Annotated in this window: 11 protein-coding genes; 1 reads left to right on the forward strand and 10 read right to left on the reverse strand. The window is 34.8% G+C overall.

The annotated features are described in order from the left end of the window. Positions 1 to 4 precede the first annotated feature (4 nt). From WN975_RS06920 to WN975_RS06960, 9 genes are all read right to left on the reverse strand, one after another. Complete coding sequence (locus WN975_RS06920; protein ID WP_337965859.1) at positions 5 to 2,695, reverse strand: DUF5695 domain-containing protein; 2,691 nt, start codon at positions 2,693 to 2,695, stop codon at positions 5 to 7. Positions 2,696 to 2,780: 85 nt separating this feature from the next. After that, positions 2,781 to 4,472 carry a DUF885 family protein gene (locus WN975_RS06925; RefSeq protein ID WP_337965860.1) on the reverse strand — a complete coding sequence of 564 codons (1,692 nt, stop codon included), beginning with the start codon at positions 4,470 to 4,472 and terminating at the stop codon, positions 2,781 to 2,783. Positions 4,473 to 4,645: 173 nt separating this feature from the next. Then, positions 4,646 to 7,702, reverse strand: coding sequence for a glycoside hydrolase family 127 protein (locus WN975_RS06930; RefSeq protein ID WP_337965861.1), 3,057 nt, complete (start codon positions 7,700 to 7,702; stop codon positions 4,646 to 4,648). Between the two features lie 59 nt (positions 7,703 to 7,761). Continuing rightward, a complete protein-coding gene (locus tag WN975_RS06935) occupies positions 7,762 to 10,011 on the reverse strand; it encodes a DPP IV N-terminal domain-containing protein (RefSeq protein WP_337965862.1) in 2,250 nt (749 codons plus the stop codon). A 250-nt stretch (positions 10,012 to 10,261) separates the two neighbouring features. Beyond that, positions 10,262 to 11,677 carry an amino acid permease gene (locus WN975_RS06940; RefSeq protein WP_337965863.1) on the reverse strand — a complete coding sequence of 472 codons (1,416 nt, stop codon included), beginning with the start codon at positions 11,675 to 11,677 and terminating at the stop codon, positions 10,262 to 10,264. 610 nt (positions 11,678 to 12,287) lie between these two features. Further along, positions 12,288 to 13,523 (reverse strand): FAD-dependent oxidoreductase, encoded by a 1,236-nt coding sequence (locus WN975_RS06945; RefSeq protein WP_337965864.1) that lies wholly within the window; start codon positions 13,521 to 13,523, stop codon positions 12,288 to 12,290. A gap of 79 nt (positions 13,524 to 13,602) precedes the next feature. Continuing rightward, positions 13,603 to 14,613 carry a 4-hydroxyproline epimerase gene (locus tag WN975_RS06950; RefSeq protein ID WP_337965865.1) on the reverse strand — a complete coding sequence of 337 codons (1,011 nt, stop codon included), beginning with the start codon at positions 14,611 to 14,613 and terminating at the stop codon, positions 13,603 to 13,605. Between the two features lie 3 nt (positions 14,614 to 14,616). Beyond that, positions 14,617 to 16,185: an aldehyde dehydrogenase (NADP(+)) gene (locus WN975_RS06955; protein WP_337965866.1), complete on the reverse strand. Its 1,569-nt coding sequence runs from the start codon at positions 16,183 to 16,185 to the stop codon at positions 14,617 to 14,619. Positions 16,186 to 16,205: 20 nt separating this feature from the next. Then, a complete protein-coding gene (locus WN975_RS06960) occupies positions 16,206 to 17,120 on the reverse strand; it encodes a dihydrodipicolinate synthase family protein (RefSeq protein WP_337965867.1) in 915 nt (304 codons plus the stop codon). 138 nt (positions 17,121 to 17,258) lie between these two features. Between WN975_RS06960 and WN975_RS06965 the strand changes: the two genes are divergently transcribed. Beyond that, positions 17,259 to 18,101, forward strand: coding sequence for an AraC family transcriptional regulator (locus tag WN975_RS06965; RefSeq protein ID WP_337965868.1), 843 nt, complete (start codon positions 17,259 to 17,261; stop codon positions 18,099 to 18,101). Between the two features lie 229 nt (positions 18,102 to 18,330). Here the strand turns inward: WN975_RS06965 and WN975_RS06970 are convergent, their stop codons facing one another. Continuing rightward, entirely contained in the window at positions 18,331 to 19,815 is a 1,485-nt protein-coding gene (locus WN975_RS06970) for a hypothetical protein (protein WP_337965869.1), read from the reverse strand. Between the last annotated feature and the right edge of the window lie 57 nt (positions 19,816 to 19,872).

Raw genomic sequence — 19,872 nt, forward strand, 5'->3', positions numbered from 1 at the left:
AATCTTATAATTTAATTTCAACAGGTTTATTTTTCAAAGCAATTTTATAAGCGCCTCTCACTTTTTCATACGATAATTTAACGTCTTGATCTACTCTTAAATAAGCATTTGGCGTATAAGTTGTTTTTGGATCCAAAGTAATTGTGATTGCACCAGTTTTAGTATTGTAAGCTACTTTGTTAAAAGTTCCTGCGTCTAATGTTAACCATATTTTTTTAGGAGCGATAAATACTTTAGATTTTGCTGCAGTAGTAATATCAACTACAATTTCATCTCCTTTTTCTTTTACATTTCCTCCAAAAGCAACCCAGCCATAATCCTTTTCATTCGTAATAAAAGTGGCCGTATTAACAGCGTAACCAAAGAAACCAGAACCATAATCTCCTGATAAATAATCGATTCTTAAAGTTTCAGGATAAGAGTGAAAAGCCGCAGCTCCAAAACCGTCTTCGGTAATATTCGAAATTCCGCCTAATAATCCTCCGTAACCAACTTTTAATAAATGGAAATCTTCAGGTGTTTTTCTAAATTGTTCCAAAACCGGAATCGCATTCAAAGTCGATCCATAATGATGAATCTGACGCTCTACTCTTGACAATTTTCCTCCGTATAAAAAGTCCCAATATCTACGCGCATTTCCGTTGTAAGCCCAGTGTGGCATTGTAGGCATGTAAGCCAATATCGCGTCTAAAGTAATCTTTGCTTTATCTGTATATCCAAAATAATCTGACCACATATAAACTTCTTCCTGACCTGTAGAATCCCAAGGCATTTCACTTCCAAAAGGATAATTTAAGGTTCTCCAATGATCTGCTCTTTCTTTCATTTTGGCTTCCAGAATAGTAGCCATTTCTGTGTAACCTTCTGTTTTTAAATCTTTCAAAATCAATAAAAAGACCGTTCCTTCCATTTGTCCAAACTGCGCATAATATGGCGCTAATCTTGTCATTGCGATACTGGTTTCGTATGCATTTTTTAGATACCAATCCCAAGCATGATTTGTAACCAAACCGTCATGATATCTCGCCAAACGATACATTGTCCAATAAGCTGCGGCAACGTGCGGATAATTATAAGATCTTCCCGGATCATCAGCGCCTTTTTTGTCCCAAGCAGCCCATGTTTTATAATTAACATCTTTGCTGTAAGTTCCTTCCGGCATTAAAGTTGGTTCATAATAAAAAACACTCTTTTTAACTCCGTATTTAAGCGTATCAGCCGTATTATACTGAATACTCCCCCATAATGTTTTATCAACAAACTGCTGTAATTTTTCTATTTCTTCCTTTTTCGGTTCAATTAATTGCTTCATTACTGCACCAAGCCATCCTCCTGCTCCACCTTCGTCACTTAAACCTGAAATCCAGACACGACTGTCCTGTGTTACTTGTTTTTTAGTTTCATAATCATAAGAGATTACCGAAGGATTTCTATGAAATGGATCGTTTTTTTCGTCAAACCATTGTGCTGTTGTCAGGAAATTTCCAAAATCAGCTACAACATTCGTTTCTGATTTTATTACTTTATAATTAATTGTTTGCTGTAATCCGTCTTCATATACAACGGTTAATCTTGCTCTTCCCCATTTTTTTCCGTGAACAGCATATTGAAAATAACCATTTTTATTTTTTGATTTTTCCTCTATTGTCAAAGCACCTTCCGGTTCAACATTAAAAGATTTTACTGCTTTAGTATATTTTAGAAAAAGTTGACCGTCAACATCCTGAGGCAAAACATAACCCGGAACTCCAACTGCAACCGGACGATCGTTTTGAACTAAACTATTTTGAATATTTTCGATTTGATCTACCAATACAAACTTCAGTGAAAAACTTTTAGTTTCTCCCGCCTTAAGCACTAATGAAGTTGGTGTATTCCATTGATCAGCTGATTTCCATTCATTATCGGCGTAAGCTTTACTAAATGGCATCCATTCATGAAATCCTTCAAAAACAATACTTCTTGGCGTTTCATCATCCAATAAAGGACGATACGCTTCAAAAGGCATATTTGCTTCCGGAAGCACCAACAATGCCGGACCATGACCGCTTAATCTTTTTACTTCAAGATAACCTGCGTCTTTACCAATATATGGATCGAAAAATACATTGTGAACGTGTGTTTCGTCTAATGTTTTTCCTTCCAAAATGTTATTAAAAACCATCGGAACACCTAAAGCTCCAATTTCCTGAGTAGCATTTGATTTGTTTGTTATTTCAAAACGCAAAATTAAATTCCCGTCTTTTTCTTCGTAAAAACGTTTTATCGTTACCGGAATATCTGTTGGTAAACTGTTCGAAAGATCGGCTGCAGCCAAAATATTTCCCGAAACATTTAGCGGAGTTACAGAAGCTCTTTTGGCCGCTGTAGAATAACTTTTCCAAGTTCCATCAGCAGCTTTTACCCGAAGATTAATATCTCCCAATTGATAAAGTCCGTCTTTATCACGAATCGAAAGTCTTTCTCCCGGTGTAAAATCAAAAGTTTTATCTGAAAGTGGCGATAATGCCGCTACCGTTTGAGAAGATTTTAATATTTTTAATTCAAATGATTTTGTATTCAAAACTGTAAATCCTTTGTCGACTTCAAGCGTTGATTTTTTAGCTTTAATTCGATCCCAATATTCTTGTGCCTGCACATTAGTCGAAGCTATTGTGCAACAAAATACTAAAGCCAAAAGTTGTATTTTCTTCATAATTCTTATTATTTTAAGAGCTAAATCAATTCAATTTAGTCTCTTAGTTATACTTTTTTAAATGATAAAATCTAAACTATTTTCATTATTTGAAATCCGTCGAAAATTTCCAATTCGTTTTATAATCTTCAGAAACCGGTAAATCTTCTAATAAAACCCGAAGCATTTCAACCGGCATTATATTCTCTTTTAAAACGCGATCGTGAAACTGCTTTTCTGTCCATCCTTTTGCTAACAATTCATTTCTCAAAGCATAAAATTGCAAACCTCCGGTCATGTAAGCAACTTGATATAATGGTGCGTCTCCGCTGGCAAAAGAACGTCTGACTTCAGCTTCAGCATTGGCTTTTTCGTGTCCAACTTCATTTACCAATAAGTCAATACATTGTTGTGGCGTCAATTCTCCTAAATGATATTTTAAAGAAAAAATGATTCGGGCACAACGGTGAATTCTCCAAAATAACATTCCTAATTTTTGTTCCGGAGTTTGCGGAAATTGTTTGTTCCAAAGTATGATTTCCCAATATAAAGCCCAACCTTCCATCCAAAACGGAGTATCAAAAGGCTGACGATAAGACTTATAACGGCTGTTCATGAAGAACTGCAAATTATGTCCCGGAAGTAATTCGTGTTGTACGGTTGCAAAAGAAAAATTAGGATTGTTACCGCGCATGCTCATCAATTTGTCTTTCTGATCCATATCCTGAGTTGGATACGAAATACTGATTTCCCAACCTCCGGTAAAAAACGGATTTACTTTTTGACGTTCCGGCGTCATCATAATCATTTGCCAGGTTTCTTTTGTCAAATCCGGCAACGTAATTAAATCTTTGTCTTCAATAAATTTGATCGATTGATTGTAAAGACTCGTAATCGCTTGCGGTTGTTCGCCTGCGGGAACATAAGTATCTTTAACGTGTTCTAAAGCTTTTTTCCAATCGTTTCCATAACCTAATTCCGTTGAAGCTTTGATCATTTCTTTTTTGCACCATTCAAATTGACTTTGTGCGGCTGCAATAAGTTCTTCGGGAGAATATGGAATATATTCGTAAGACAAACTTTTGATTACTGCTTCTCTTCCAATTGGTTTTCCAATAATACCGCTTCCATCGTCTTTTATGCTCGTTTGAGAATAATTTGTTTTTAAAAAATCTTCATAAGCTTTCAATTTCTCTGATAACTTTTTATAAGGTTTTTCCATCCACCATGTAAAATCGGGATCGTAACTATAATAAAATTCATAAGCTTCTTTAACTGATTGGTTAAAATAAGCTACAGATTTTGCTGCTTTATCGGCGGCAAACCAATCTTTAAAAGGTTTGGTTTTTAAAGATTCTGTCTTTTTATCAATATTATTTGCTGCAACATCAAAAGCTTTCGCTAATTGATTAGAAACCGGATGTTTTCCTCTTCTTCTTTCTTTGATAAAAACGTTTATATCATCGGAGAAATCCAAAACCGAAGCGACTTCTTTATATCCTTTGTATTCTATTTGCAAAAAATAATTCTCTTTACTAATCAGATTTTTCAATAATAAATAATCAACTTTTCCGTCTTTGGATAAACTTTTAAAATCAATATTTTTTACTGTTTTTTCCCAATCAGCATAAAACTTAGAAAAACGCACATAATATTCATCCGATTCTCTATTGGGATAAAAATTTTGCAAAGCGGTTTTGTCTGCCTGAAAAGTATTTACAACATCTATAAGTTCACTGGAAAATGAAGATGTTACCGTAAATAAAAATAAAATAAGGCTTAGAATTGATTTTTTCATGTTTTTGGTTTGATGATTCTAAAGGTTTTTTTGAACTTAACTTTACATATAAAAACTTAGCGTCTCTGTGTCTTTGCGCGCAAAATTCTTTTGCTAAGAAAACTTTATATATTAATCTCGCAAAGACGCAAAGTCGCAAAGTTTTTAAATCTGCTTGCCTAACTTTTTAAATATTATTTTAATGTAACATCCAGATAAACAGAATGGCGTCCGTAGGTTTCGTAAAACGGTTTGTATGAAACTCCGTCTATTGTAAACTCTAACTTTTTAGGATTTCCTTGTATTGCTTTGCTGATATCATTTGCATCAAAAGTTACTTTGCGCCAATCTTTTCTTGGTTCCGTTTCTTGTGCCGCCAATAAAATTGGTCCGTAAAATAAACTCGCAATATTTTGCTGATCCATAACCGGTTCCAAGTGAAATTGAAATGGCATACGCAATTCCACTATATCGCCATCTTTCCATTTTTTATTCAATGAAAGATAACTTCCCGGTGTTGCTTTTACTTTTTCTTCTTTACCATTTATTTTTACAAAGAATCCTTTGGTTGCCCAATGTGGCACGCGGACTTTTAGATCAAATTTGCCATTTCCTTTAATCTTTAATTTGGTAAAATCTTCATTAGGAAAATCTGTTGTTTGTTCTACAGTTATATTTTTTTCTGTCCAATTTAAAGTCGAAGGCACATAAAGATTTACGTAAAGCGCATTATTATCGGCACTTTTAAAATAAATTGAATTTTGAAATTTGGTATTGCTTTCAATTGCTGTACCGTTACAACATGTAAAACCAGTCATATGAGCATTTCCAAATTGTTTTACAGAACCTGGTCTTAACGGAACATGATATGTATTTGCAGGACTATTTTCGGCTACAGATGAAAGAATGTGATTGTATAAACCACGCTCATAATAATCCATTAATTCGCCACGTTGCTCATATAGAAATAAATCTCCGGTTAGTTTAAGCATATTATAGGTTGCGCAAGTTTCATTTTGTCCACCTGAAGAAAAACCATTTTCATAAATCGTTGCAGGCTGACTGATAAAACATTCAGCGTTTGCAGGATTTCTAGCTCCGGCAACTCCGCCAATTGTGTACATATAATCGTTTACGGTTTTGTACCAAAAATTATCAGCTACACGATAATAATCCGGTGTGTTTGAATCGCGGTACATTTCAAGCGCTCCCATAATTTGCGGAATATGCTGATTGGCGTGTAATCCTCTAAAAGTGTCTACATTTTTGGCTAATCCGTGAGCGTGATTTGCGTCGCCATAAAACACTTTTATATTATCGAATAACTGAGCTACTTCAAGATAGTGCGGATCTTTTGTGATTCTGTACAATCTTGCCATTGCCTCGTTCATTCCGCCAAATTCTCCCGCAATATATCGGTTCCACATGCTTATAAGTGTTTCCGTTGGAAGCTTTTTCATACGAGCATAAACCCAATTTCCCATTCCTTTTGCCGTTTCTAATGCTTTTTCGTTTCCACTGACTTCGTAAACGTCCATTAATCCCGCAAGAATTTTATGTAAAGTATAATAAGGTGCCCAAATCTGCGTTTTTTGTCCTCCATACATTGCACCATTTTCCAGCATTATAAATTGATCCGGCGGATAAGCGCTGATAAATCCTGTTCCCCAATTTTCATAATCAGTACGGATTCCTTCCGGACTTAAATCAGAATCGTAAGCTGTTTTGCCCGGACCAAAGGGAACAGCAGTTGGATCTGACACAAATTTTCCTCCTGCTGTTTTTGGTTTGCCCGAAAGCTGAGATAACTGGTACAGTGTATTTACCATATACTCCATTTTATTGGCAAAATTTGCCTGAAGTGTTTTGTCATAACCTGTGCTTGCATATGCCTGAGCAATTGCAGTTAAATAATGTCCTGTGGCGTGACCGCGTAATTTTGTTTCCTGCGTATCCCAAACGCCAAGTGGTTCGGCTTCTTTTGGTTGTTGTTGCCCAAAAGCATTACGAAACATATATAAGAACGAATCCGGATCTGTTGTGGCTAATGTGGATAAAAATTTATCGCGATTTTCTACAAATTTAGTCTCGTGTCCGTCAGCATCAGAATTCAATACAACTTGCTCTAATTTAAAAGCTTCCAGTTTGCGTTCTGGCGTTGCAGCTTCTTTTGCATCTTTTACTGTTACAATTGCTTTTGGTTTTAAATCTGTTCCAGAAACTGTTCCAGTTACAGTATATTGTCCACTTTTAAGTACTTGATTATTATCTTTCGGCGAAGGCCAAATCACACGAACTTCCGGGCCTTGAATTCCATTTTTGTAAACTCCTTTGATATAACTTGGCAATCTTGGAAGCGATCCTACAGCGGTTTCTACTTTTACATCAGAAACACTTGTCAGGAATTGATTGTAAAGTTGTGGCGTTCCAACAGGAAACTTTGGTAAATCTGTGGCTTGTTCTTCTCCAGATTCTTCTTCCTGACCTTCTTTCAATGCATTATTATAAATTCTCGTAATTTGTTTATCCGTTAAAGGAACTCTGTAAATTCTGAAATCATGAAGTTTTGCATTCAGATAAATATTTTCATCACCAAGCGATTTCCCAATATAAAGTTTATTTTTTTCTGCCGAATTATAATCGAATAATTTAGCCAAATCCAATTCTATATTTTTGGTTTCACTTACCAATAAACCATTCACAAAAGTGCTGATTGTCTTGGAAGGAATATTGATTACAACTGCAACATGATTCCATTTTCCGGTTTCTAAAGCTGTACCTTTTGTCTTGTACTTTGCTCCTGTTTCGGTGCTAACTTCAGTCTGAATTCCGTCTTCAGTTTGTGTTCCTGTTGGTGCAAAAAACCAATGTGAATTTGTGTTTTTTCCGAAATCAAAAAAGCGTTGATTTTTTTGTGCCGATCTTAAGAAAATCCATCCCGAAATACTCAAAGATTCTTCGCCAATTAATCCGTCACCAGGAATTGAAACGAAAGCTTTACTGTCTGCAGGCAAAGAAAGTACAGTGCCAAATAGTTCGTCATTTACAAACTTGGCTTTTGTATCCTGAATTTTTCCATGCAAATTATTTCGCGACCAATCTTTTGGATCGCCATCAAAAACATAACGTGCAATTAATCCCGTTTCTCCAATTCCGTCTAAAATCTGGTCGCCGTTTTGTGCGCGTAAAGTTGTGGTACACGAAGCCCAAAAACTTAATATTACACAAATAAATAACTGATATTTTTTCATCACTACTTCTTTTTCTTATGATTTACAAAACTCCTTTTTCTCTATTTCTGAGGAATTTTCTACTTATAAATTTCTTCCCACGTTGGCGGAATAACGCCTAATAAATGCTGTACAAAATAATCTCTTCGTTTGCGTTCTCCAAAATCTCCTCCCGCCGAATGTCCCATTCCGGGAACGGTTACTAACTCGAAGTTTTTATTGGCTTTTATCAAGGCATTTGCAAATTGCATCGTTGAAGCCGGATCAACATTATCGTCTAATTCTCCCACAATCAACATTAAATTTCCACCCAATTGTGCTGCATTTGCTGTGTTAGAACACGCTTCATATTCTGGCCCAACCGGATATCCCATCCATTGTTCATTCCACCACATTTTATCCATTCTATTGTCGTGACAACCACAAGATGCTACGGCAACATCATAAAAATCAGAGTTAAAAACCAAAGCTGCTCCGGCGTTTTGTCCTCCTGCCGATGTTCCGTGAATTCCAACTTTGTCAATATTCATATAAGGATATTTGGCTGCAGCCGCTTTCATCCAAAGTTTTCTATCTGGAAAACCACCATCTTTTAAGTTTTTCCAACATACATCATGAAATGCTTTTGAACGATTTGAAGTTCCCATTCCATCAATCTGAACCACGATAAATCCTAATTCTGCCAGCGAAGACATTGCCCAATAATAAGGCTGAAAATTCTTTGGAACAAATGAATCCTGAGGCCCGGCATAAATATATTCGATAATTGGATATTTGCGATTTGGATCAAAAGTTGTTGGGCGAACAATAACTCCCCAAATATCAGTTTTGCCATCTCTGGCTTTTGCTGTAAAAACTTCCGGTGCAATCCATCCTGTTTTTTGTAATGCCGAAATATCTGCTTTTTGTAACTCAACAATTGTCTTTTGAGAATCAATATTTTTCAAAACCGTAATTGGCGCTGCATCAACTCTTGAATATTGATCGACATAATATTTACAATCCGGTGAAAAAGTTACTTTATGATTTCCGTTTTCTGTCGTTAATCTGGTAAAGTTTTTTCCGTTAAAATCAATTCGGCAAAACTGCAATAAATACGGATCCTGATTGCTGTCTAATCCGCTGGCGGTAAAATAGATTTGCTTTTTTTCTTCATCTACTTTTAATACTTCTCTTATTGGCCAATTTCCTTTAGTAATCTGATTTTTTACTTTCCCCGAAAGGGCATCGTATAAATACAAATGATTCCAGCCGTCACGTTCAGAAGCCCAAATAATTTCATTGCTTTTTTTAAGGTCATAACGGTATCTTTTTCCGCTATAATCTACAAATGTTGGACTGGTTTCTTCTATAATTACTTTTACTTTTCCAGTTGTTGCATTTACTTCCAAAACACGATAAACCTGATGTCCTCTTTGATTGTATTCGAAAGTAAAAGCGCTGCTGTCGTCTTTCCATTCGATTCCGCTCAACTCATATTGCTCCTGAAATAAATCGGTTGCAACCGAAATTTGCTTTTTTGAATCCACAACAAACAATTGCGGACTTTTAAATGGCAATTGATCTCCAGGTTTTAAATAATCTCTGGTTTGCAATTTTGGCTGAAACTGATCTGACGGACTTGATTCTATAAAATAAATTTTATGATCTTCTCCAGGTCGCACTTTATAAGCCATTATTTCCTTGCTATTTGGCGACCATTGCAAATACGAAGAATAATAAAAGCCTTTTGAACCGTCGTAACTTAACTGAGTTTCTACTTTTGTTTTCTTATTCTTTATATATAAATTATAGTTTTTTATAAAAGCAACATTCAAAGAATCCGGAGAACCAACAGGTTTATTTCCTAATTCATCAAAATTACCGCCCCAATAATCATCTGTTTTTAATGGCTTTTTATAAGGTCCAATTTTAGCAATTTCATACGTCTTTAAATTACAAGAAACCTTAATTGTATCTGTTGTAAAAACTAAGGTTGAAAGGGTTTTATCAAATTCTAAATTTTCAATTGGTAAATCAGTTGATTTTACTTCTTTTCCTAAAATTTTCGATAAAGATTGTCCCAGTTTATTATGATCAAAAGCTTGTGTTTGTTTCTGTTCTTTGGTATCAACCAAAAGAAATTCTTTTCCTTTTAGCAGATTATTACTGTACCACACATAATCATTTCCAATCCAATGAAATTCTTTTGGAGTATTGATAACTTTATTTTTAAATAAAGAATCTACGGCATTTGCCTTCTTATATTCCTTCAAAGTTCCTTGAGAGTGAGTTATCAAACACCATGAAAGTGTTAAAAACACACTTATTTTTTTGCTAGTTGTTCCCATAATTTAAATATTAATAAAAATAGACATAATTAATCGACAACTATAGGCTAATATTAACTAAATGTAGTATTATATTATCCATCAAAAACGATGAATTGTAAAAAAACAGTTATTAAATACTAACCTAAAGCCTTAATCGATTGTTTTAACACATTGAGGCAGAATGTTCTGAAAGTTCTTATTGAAATCATTTTAATAGAAAAATAGCTTTTAATCACAATGATTTCAATCTTATAAAATCACAAAACAATTAATGTGAATCTTTTTCTTTTATTAAATAGTAAACAGGAATTCCAAGTAACATAATTAAGACTCCCCAACCGCAAGTTGAAAATTTCGTAAACAATAACGAAACACAAACAGCCGAAGCAATTATGATATAAAAAATCGGTAAAAAAGGATACCCAATTGCTTTGTACGGACGAACAGCGTCTGGCATTTTTTTACGTAAACGTATAATTCCGTAGATCGTCAGGATATAAAAAATCAAAACAATGATGATTACAAAGTCCAATAAATCGCCATATTTTCCGGTAAGACATAAAACAGAAGCCCAAATACATTGCGCCCAAAGTGCCCACGCAGGAACGCTTGCGCTATTTAAGTTCGCAGCTTTTTTAAAGAACAAACCGTCATTTGCCATGGTATAATAAACTCTGGCTCCCGCCATAATTAATCCGTTATTGCAGGCAAATGTCGAAATCATAATCATAAGCGCAATAATTAACGTTCCAATATCTCCAAAAATATAATCTGAAGCGACCACCGCTACTCTATCCGATTTTGCTGTTGCAATTTCGGTTAACGGAATAACTGCGACATACATTAAATTAGTCAATACATAAATGATTGTTACGATTAAAGTTCCCAGAAACATGCTTAATCCAACATTTCGTTTTGGATTTTTTATTTCTCCTGCAATAAAAGTAACTCCTGTCCAGGAATCGCTGGAAAATAAAGTCCCAACCATTGCAGCTGAAATCCCAGAAATCAAAGCCGTAGTATTTATAGGAAGCCAAGAACCTGTTTCTGCACTAAAAGAACGTGGCGTCCAGGCGTCTGTCCAGTTTGCATTCCAAATAGAAGCTTTTGCCGCTAAAGTAAATCCGAAGATGATTAATCCTGAAATAGAAAGTATTTTTATAATCGTTAAAATAGTTTGTAGAATCTTGCTGTTTTTAACTCCACGAGTATTTAAATACGTTAGAAAAATAATGGTTACAATAGAAACAATTTGAGCGACATTGAGTTTGAAATTTCCTATTTCATATAAGATATTTTCGTCGCTAACGGCAGGAATTAAATAAGCTGCAAATTTTGAAAATGCTACTCCAACCGCTGCAATAGTTCCGGTTTGAATTACAGCAAAAAAACTCCAGCCATACAAAAAGGCAATTAATTTATTATACGCTTCTTTTAGATACACATATTGTCCGCCTGCATTAGGAAACATCGCGCTTAATTCGCCATAACTTACCGCCGCGATCATGGTAATTATCCCCGAAAGCAGCCAAATTAAAATAAGCCATCCTGTTGAACCAACTTGTCTGGCAATATCAGCACTCACAATAAATATTCCGGATCCTATCATAGAACCTACTACAAGCATGGTTCCGTCTAGAAGTCCTAATTCTTTTTTAAATTCTTCATGATTCTGGTCTTTCATTTTTTGGTTTGTTTTTGTTTTTTGTTTGAAAATGCGATAATCATTTTTAATTCTAAATGTGGTAAGTATTTAGAATTTTGTAATGTGAGTTTTGCTTTTATTAATAGTGAGTTATAATAAAATGTAAAGCTCCAGAGGCTGAAAATTGAATTTGATAATTAGTTTTTCTCTCTCGCAGATTTGGCAGATTGAGCAGATAATTAATAAATATACTCAAAAATGGAATCCGCTCAATCCGCCAAATCTGCGAGAGAAATAAATCATGTTTCTTTTTTATTTCTAGACAAACTTTAATAACGAATTCACAATATTGTCATTTCGACGGAGGAGAAATCTTCGCAAGTAACTCCTCAATCAAAATCGTCAATCTTTGTCGAATCCCGCGTGTGATTTCTCCTTCGTCGAAATGACAAGATTAAGTTGATAAAATCCGTTTTAATCTGTGTTTTCGCAAAGCGAATCCTTGTCATCCGCGTTCAATATTCTCTCCAACCTTTGTCGAGCTTCTCGTGAAGATTTCTCGTTCCTCGAAATGACAAAATCTTTACGATTTTATGCCTATTAATAAAAAAAATCAGCTTCAATTTTAATTAAAAATGAAGCTGATTTTTTAGAGTTGAAACATTTGCGTATCTACAGAAGTTGCTTTACCTGAAATAATTTCTTCAACAATTTTTCCCGTTGCAGGAGCCAGACTTAATCCCATCATGGCATGTCCTGTAACTAAAGTTAAATTTTTAAGTTTTTTATCTCTCGCAATAATTGGCATTCCCGAAGGTGTACAAGGTCTGAAACCAAACCATGTATCTTGTTCTTTTGGCATTGCAATTTTTAAATCCGGATAAAAATCATTGATTGAGTTGACAATTCCCTGTAGTCGGTTTTGATTGATTTTGGTGTCATTGGTGTGCGTTATTTCCATTGTTCCTCCAAAACGAATATCATTATTCATAGGCGTTACAGCAACTTTTCCTTCGCATAAAATTGTCGGAATTGACGGTTTATGGCTTTGATCATTTAGCGTGAAGCTGTAACCTTTTCCAGGTAAAATCGAAATATTTACATTCAGTTTTTTAGCAATATGCGGACTCCAGGATCCTGTTGCCAAAACTACTTCATCTGCTGCAAAATTGCCTTTGTCTGTTATGATTTCTGCAATTTGATTATTCTTTAAAACAAAATCATTTACGGTGGTTTGCGAATGAATTTTTACATTTAATTTTTTCAATTCTTCTTTAAGAAATTGCATGAATTTTTGAGGATATACATGTGCATCGCTTTTGTAATGTACTCCGCCAATTACGTTTGTAGCAGTTCCGGTTTCTAATCTTGAAACTTCTTCTTTCGAAAGAAAATCAACTTCCAATCCTAATCTTTCTGCCAGAATTCCTTCGTGGTGAATTTCTTCGCCTGTTTTTTCGGTTTTATAAAGCATTAAAAGTCCTTTTTCTTCATAAAAAAAGGAGTTGTTTTGTTTTGCAAAATCCTGATACAAGTCTTTACTCAAAAGCGATAAATTGCAAAGTGCCGGCATTGCTTTTTCTACATGCTTTAAATTGGCATGTTTGTAGAATTGTAATCCCCATTTCATTAAATCCAAGTTTAATCTGGGTTTTACATAAAACGGACTTTGGCTATCAAACATCCATTTTATTCCTTGCGCAATCATGCCGGGTTGTGCCAGCGGAATTATATGCGATGGAACTATCATTCCGGCGTTTCCGTAAGAACAACCGTCGCTCATATCTGATTTATCGAAAACAACTACTTCATAACCTTCTTTGGCTAAATAATAAGCTGAACATAAGCCAATTATTCCTCCGCCAATTATACTTACTTTTTTCATTAATATTATAAATTTAAAAAATCATTGGTAAGAAGTTTTTCTGTAAACCAATGATTTTTTTATATTATCATTTTTTTTTTTAAATCACTTGAAAACCAAAAGCATACGGATCATCATCTTCATCAATAATGATATTGTTGTAACCGTAAACTTTTGCCCAACCCTGAATACTTGGTACAATGGCTTTGATATCTCCTATAGATGTTTCTTCTTCGACTCTGCCAATAAACTTACTTCCAATAAAACTTTCGTGTATATAATCTTCTCCTTTTTTTAGTTTCCCTTTAGCGTGAAGCTGTGCAATTCTAGCCGAAGTTCCAGTTCCGCATGGCGAACGATCGATTGCTTTGTCGCCATAAAAAACGGCGTTTCTTCCCGAAGAAGTTGGATCGATTGGATCTCCTGTCCACAACATATGACTCACATCGCGAATTGTATCATTTTCAGGATGAATAAACATATTTGGATATTTCTCGTTGATACGTTTGCGCACTTCCTGACTGTACTGAACAATTTTTCCGGCTGTAAAATCCTGTATTCCTGAGAAATTCTTTTGCGGATCTACAATCGCGTAATAATTTCCTCCGTATGCCACATCAAAAACAATCTCGCCTAATTCCGGACAATCAATAGTTAAACCTTCGGCAGCCAAATATGATTTTACATTCGTCAATCTTACCCAATCCACTTTTTTACCGGTTTGCTGATATTCGATCTGAACAAGTCCTGCCGGCGCTTCCATTTTGATTTTTCCGGGAACTTTTGGTATAACCAATCCTTCTTCGATCGCAATTGTTATGGTTCCGATAGTTCCGTGGCCACACATTGGCAAACAACCCGAAGTTTCGATAAATAGAATTCCAAAATCATTTTCAGGATTGCTTGGCGGATACAAAATACTGCCACTCATCATGTCATGACCGCGGGGTTCAAACATAAGTCCTTTACGAATCCAGTCGAATTCTTTTAAAAAATGTTGTCGTTTTTCGCTCATGTTGTTTCCAACCAAATTGGGACCACCACCAGCGACAACTCTTACCGGATTTCCGCACGTATGTGCATCAACACAAAAAAAGGTTTTTCTTGGCATAAATTATATAGCGTTCTTTGTTAGTATATCGTTTACAGTTCTGGTAATATTTAAAGGATTTTTATCCTGTAAAGCGCTTGGTAATAATTGATCCGGCCAATCCTGAAAAGTTACCGGACGAACCCATCTTTTAACCGCTGTTAATCCTACAGATGTAAATTTACTGTCTGAACTTGCAGGAAATGGCCCGCCGTGAGTCATTCCGGAACAAACCTCTACTCCTGTTGGAACATTATTAAAAATCAATCTTCCAACTTTGTTTTTAAGGTTTTCGATTGTCTCTTTAAATTTATCCCATTCTTGCAAATCAGCATTTAAAACTGTTCCTGTCAATTGTCCTTCCAATTCCAGAATAATCGTGTTGAGTTGCTCTACATCATCACATTTGACAACTACAGAAAAAGGTCCAAAAACTTCCTTATGAAATGTTTTGTTTTTTAAGAAGGTTTCACCATCCACTGCAATTATATTTTGCAATGCATAATTTGGTTTTACAACTTTCTCTAAACTAGTTTCCTGTGTATATCCTTCTTGTCCAAGCACTTCTGATTTTAGACTTTCGTATTGCTTTTTTATATTAGGATGAAGCATACAAGTGGCGTCTAATTTATCTGTCTCTAAAGCTAAAATAGTAATAAAATTATCTAAGTCGGCGCTTTTTATTCCTAAAATAAGCCCCGGATTTGTACAAAATTGTCCTGTTCCTGCTACAATTGAAGCAGCATAATTTTTAGCCCATTTTTCACTTTCTAATTTTAATGCAGAAGGTAAAATAAGTACAGGATTTATACTTCCCATTTCGGCATAAACCGGAATTGGAATAGATCTGTTGGCTGCAATTTTACAAAGTGCTGTTCCGCCTTTTATGCTTCCGGTAAAACCGACGGCTTTTACAGACGAATGTTCTACTAAAGCTACTCCAACTTCAACACCACTGCTGTTTAGGTTTGAGAAAACACCATTTGGCATTCCGGTTCTTTTGGCTGCTTTTATAACAGCCGAAGCTACCAATTCGCCTGTTCCCGCATGAAGCGGATGCGATTTTACTATTACAGGACAACCTGATGCCAATGCGCTCGCTGTGTCGCCACCGGCAGTAGAAAATGCAAGCGGAAAATTACTTGCTCCAAAAACAACTACGGGCCCAATTGGAATCTGTAATCTCCGGATATCCGGTTTTCCTTCTGATTTATTGATAATTGCTTCAACCCATGAACCTTCTCGAAGCATTGTTGCAAATACTCTTAATTGTCCGGTTGTTCTGCCTCTTTCTCCATTTGCTCTTCCTGCCGGAAGTCCTGATTCCTGGATATAAGTCGCTAATAAATCTTCGCCCAAAGCTTCGATTTCTTCGGCAATTGCGTCTAGGAAATCTGCTTTTTTTACGTCTGCAATTGTTCCGTAAATTTTAAAAGCTTCTTCGGCTAATGCTACGGCTTGCGAAATTTCTTCGGCTGTAGCTTCATAAAAAACAGTTTCATTCTCCGAGTTTAATTCGGGATTTATTGTTTTGTAAGTCGTTTTACCTTTCGCGGAAAGCACATCTCCAATATAATTTTTTCCTGTAGTCATCGCTTTCTTTTAATCTTTAATTAAATAGTTTTATAGGCTGGCAATACGGGTCTGCTTTTCATTGCAACATCAATAATCGACAAAACGCGTTCTCTTTCTTTTCCTTGCAACGGAAGTCTTGGTGCTCTTACATTTTCTGTTCCAAGTCCTGTTGCTACTTCGGCAAGTTTTATGTTTTGAACTAATTGCGGAGAAATATCTAATTCTAATAATGGCATAAACCATCTGTAAATTGCTAGTGCTTCCTCTACTTTTCCAGCTTTTACCAATTCATAAATTGCTACGGTTTCGGCAGGATATGCTACTACAAGACCTGCAACCCAACCATCGGCTCCAGCCACTAAACTTTCAAGTGCCAAAGTATCTACGCCACAAAGAACTTTTAATCTATCGCCAAAACGGTTTCTGATTCTTGTTACATTGCTTATGTCTCTGGTTGATTCTTTTACGGCCTGAATGTTTTCAAGTTTCAAAAGCTCTTCAAACATATCAAGTGTTACCTCGATTTTATAATCTACAGGATTATTGTAAATCATAATTGGCAAAGAAGTACTTTGAGCAATTTCCTTAAAATAAACAACAGTTTCATGATCTGTAGCTTTGTATCGCATTGGCGGCAAAAGCATTAAACCATTTACACCTAACTCTTCAGCGCGTTTTGCCAGAGTAATTGCTTCGCTTGTAGTTTGCTCAGCAATATTTACAATAACCGGAATTTTTCCTTCGACTATTCTTAAAGTGTTGTTTATTAAAATCTCTTTTTCTTCTTTTGTCAATGTACTTGCTTCTCCAAGAGTTCCTCCCAAAATAATTCCATTAACTCCAGCTTCAATTTGTGCTTTAATATTCTTCTCGAACATTACAAGATCCAGTTGACCTTCTGCTGTAAACTTTGTTGTTACAGCTGGCATTACGCCATCCCATTTAATTTTCATATTCTTAATTTTTATCAAAAATAAAGCTTAAAAAAAAGTAGTTCTGTGTCATTATTAGCCTTTATCAGTACTATATTACCAAATCTTTTGTATAATCTGTTTTTTTTGTTAATATTTACATATCTAAAAAACATTACGTTGAAAATCCTACCTTTTAAAATACCTAAAACAGAAAGAGAAGCTCTAATTTATCAGGAAGACATCGAAAGTGTTTTCTATGATCAATTGCACCAACATGAAGAAATTCAGATAAGTTATATTGCAAAAGGTTCGGGAACTTTAATCGTTGGAGATTCTATAAATGATTATAAAGAGAACGATATCTTGGTAATTGGCGAGAATGTTCCTCATGTTTTTAGAAGTAATGTCGAGGCTAGTCCGGAATCTGTAATGCTGACTTTGTTTTTTACTAAAACTTCTTTTGGTAAAGATTTTTTTAGTCTGAATGATATGAGTTCTGTAGATGATTTTTTTAAAGAGTCTGAGTATGGTATGAAGATACTTTCGAATCATAAGAAGATTACGCATCACTTTAATAAACTCAAAAAACAGAATAAAATACAGCGAATTGCTTCTTTCCTGAAAATTATAAATATTATTATTTCTTCGGAAAAAACGCCTCTTTCTTCTTTTGTTTACAAAAAGAAATATACTGATGATGAAGGTCGCCGAATGAGTGCGGTTTTTGAATATGCCATCGAATTGTACCATCAGAATATTACTCTTGATGAGGTTGCAGAAAAAGCTAATATGAGTAAAAATGCTTTTTGTCGATATTTTAAAAAACGCACTAATAAAACTTTTTTTCAGTTTTTGATTGAAATCAGAATTGAAAATGCCTGCAAATTACTTCATAATAAAAAAGATCTTTCAATTGCTTCTGTATCTGAGCTTTGCGGTTTTCAGGATATTGCTAATTTCAATAGAAAATTTAAGGAATTGAAAGGGATTTCGCCTTCGCATTATCGTGCGCAGTTTTAAGTTTTTTTTGTGGGGATTTTTTTTAATCGCGCAAAGACGCAAAGTCGCAAAGTTTTTTTTGAATAGGCTCCAGCTTTAGCTGGAAGCTATTCAAAATTGGTAACCGCATTTTTGTCATTTCGAGGAACGAGAAATCTTCACAAGAAACTCGACAATCAAAATCGCCAATCTTTGTCGAATCCCGAGTGTGATTTTTCCTTCGTCGAAATGACAAACTAGTCCAAAATAATCACAATTTAAAAATAGATTTTCTGATTTCTAATTGTAGTGCTGAAGCTTCTGGGGATTCTTTTATTTCAAAATTTCTTTCGATTGGATTATCCTTTTTTTCATTAGAATTTATCGGACTTAAATCGATTTGAAGTCCTGCGTATTTTAAATATTTCTGATAATCAATTTCGTTTACGGTATCAACATAGGATTTTATTTCTGTTAAAGGCTTTCCTGCAATTTGTTCAGAAGCTTTCCAGAATTCGGCTTCGGTGAATCCTCTTTTGTTTTTTTCGTAATATTCATTGTATAAAAAACGCATTACATCGTCTAATGATTTTTGGTTTTGAGTATTGTTTCTGATTTCTAAATCTAATAAGAATCCAATAATTGGTCCTTTGTTATAATAAGAAATTGTAGTTTGTTTGACGTTGCTTTCGTTATTAAAAAAGTTTAGCCAAATATCAAAACTCGATCTTGACAACGACATGTGTTTACTGCCTTCGATATTTTCGTAACGTTTTATCGATTCTGTAATATATTTTAGGGCTTCTTTTCCGTCGAGTAAACCTGCTTTCATCATAATGATGTATTCGTAATAAACGGTAAAACCTTCTGAAACCCATAACATGGTCGTATAATTTTCTTTACTATAATCGAAAGGTCCTAATTCTATTGGGCGAATGGCTTTTACATTATAAAGATGAAAATATTCGTGTGTTACAAAATTCAAAAAATCTGTGTATTCATCAGGAGATTTAAAATCGAAAGTTCCGTTGGTGAAAATCGCTTGTGAATTTGAGTGTTCAAGCCCTCCGCCTCCGGATTCCATCATAATATAACTGTAATAATCGTACGGAACTTTTTTCATTATTGCCGTTGTTGCGGTCATTATTTTTTTGAGATCTGTGGTGAACTTTTCTTCGTTTAATCCTTCGGGAGTTGCAATTCCTAAGGAATATGATTTTCCTTCATGTTCGAAATTTATTATTTTTTGATTTCCCAAATAAATCGGACTGTCATAAAATGCATCAACATTTTTGGCTGAGAAAATATATTCATTTTCATGAATTGGTTTTAATCCGGTTGAGACTTTTTTCCAGTTTTTATGCGGATTAATGGTCAGTGTAACAGGATTATTTAACGCGTTTTCTACATGCATAAAAATGGTATTCGGCATTAAAAAAGCTTTATCGGCATCGACGTAAGATTCTGCTACAGATTTTTTGTTGGCGAAAACTTTATATTTTACTTTGATTTTAGAAGTTTTTCCGTTTTCTACAATCCAGCAATTTTTAGATTTTTTATGCCATTTTATTTTATTCCCATTTATATCTTCTACGTCAAAATCTACAATATATCTTGGTGTATCGAGGATTAAATAATAACCTGGTGTCCAAACCGGAAGTACTAAATTTGTTTTGTTCGATGATAAATTTTCAAAATCCAGAGCAACTTCAAGATAATGAGATTCAGGATTTTGTGAAGCGATCGAGAAATTCATTTTCAAATCTTTATTCTTCGTTTGGCTTATTACTTTCGAGGAAAAAAAAGATTGAAA

It is taken from the genome of uncultured Flavobacterium sp. (assembly GCF_951805225.1).
Taxonomy (GTDB): Bacteria; Bacteroidota; Bacteroidia; order Flavobacteriales; family Flavobacteriaceae; genus Flavobacterium.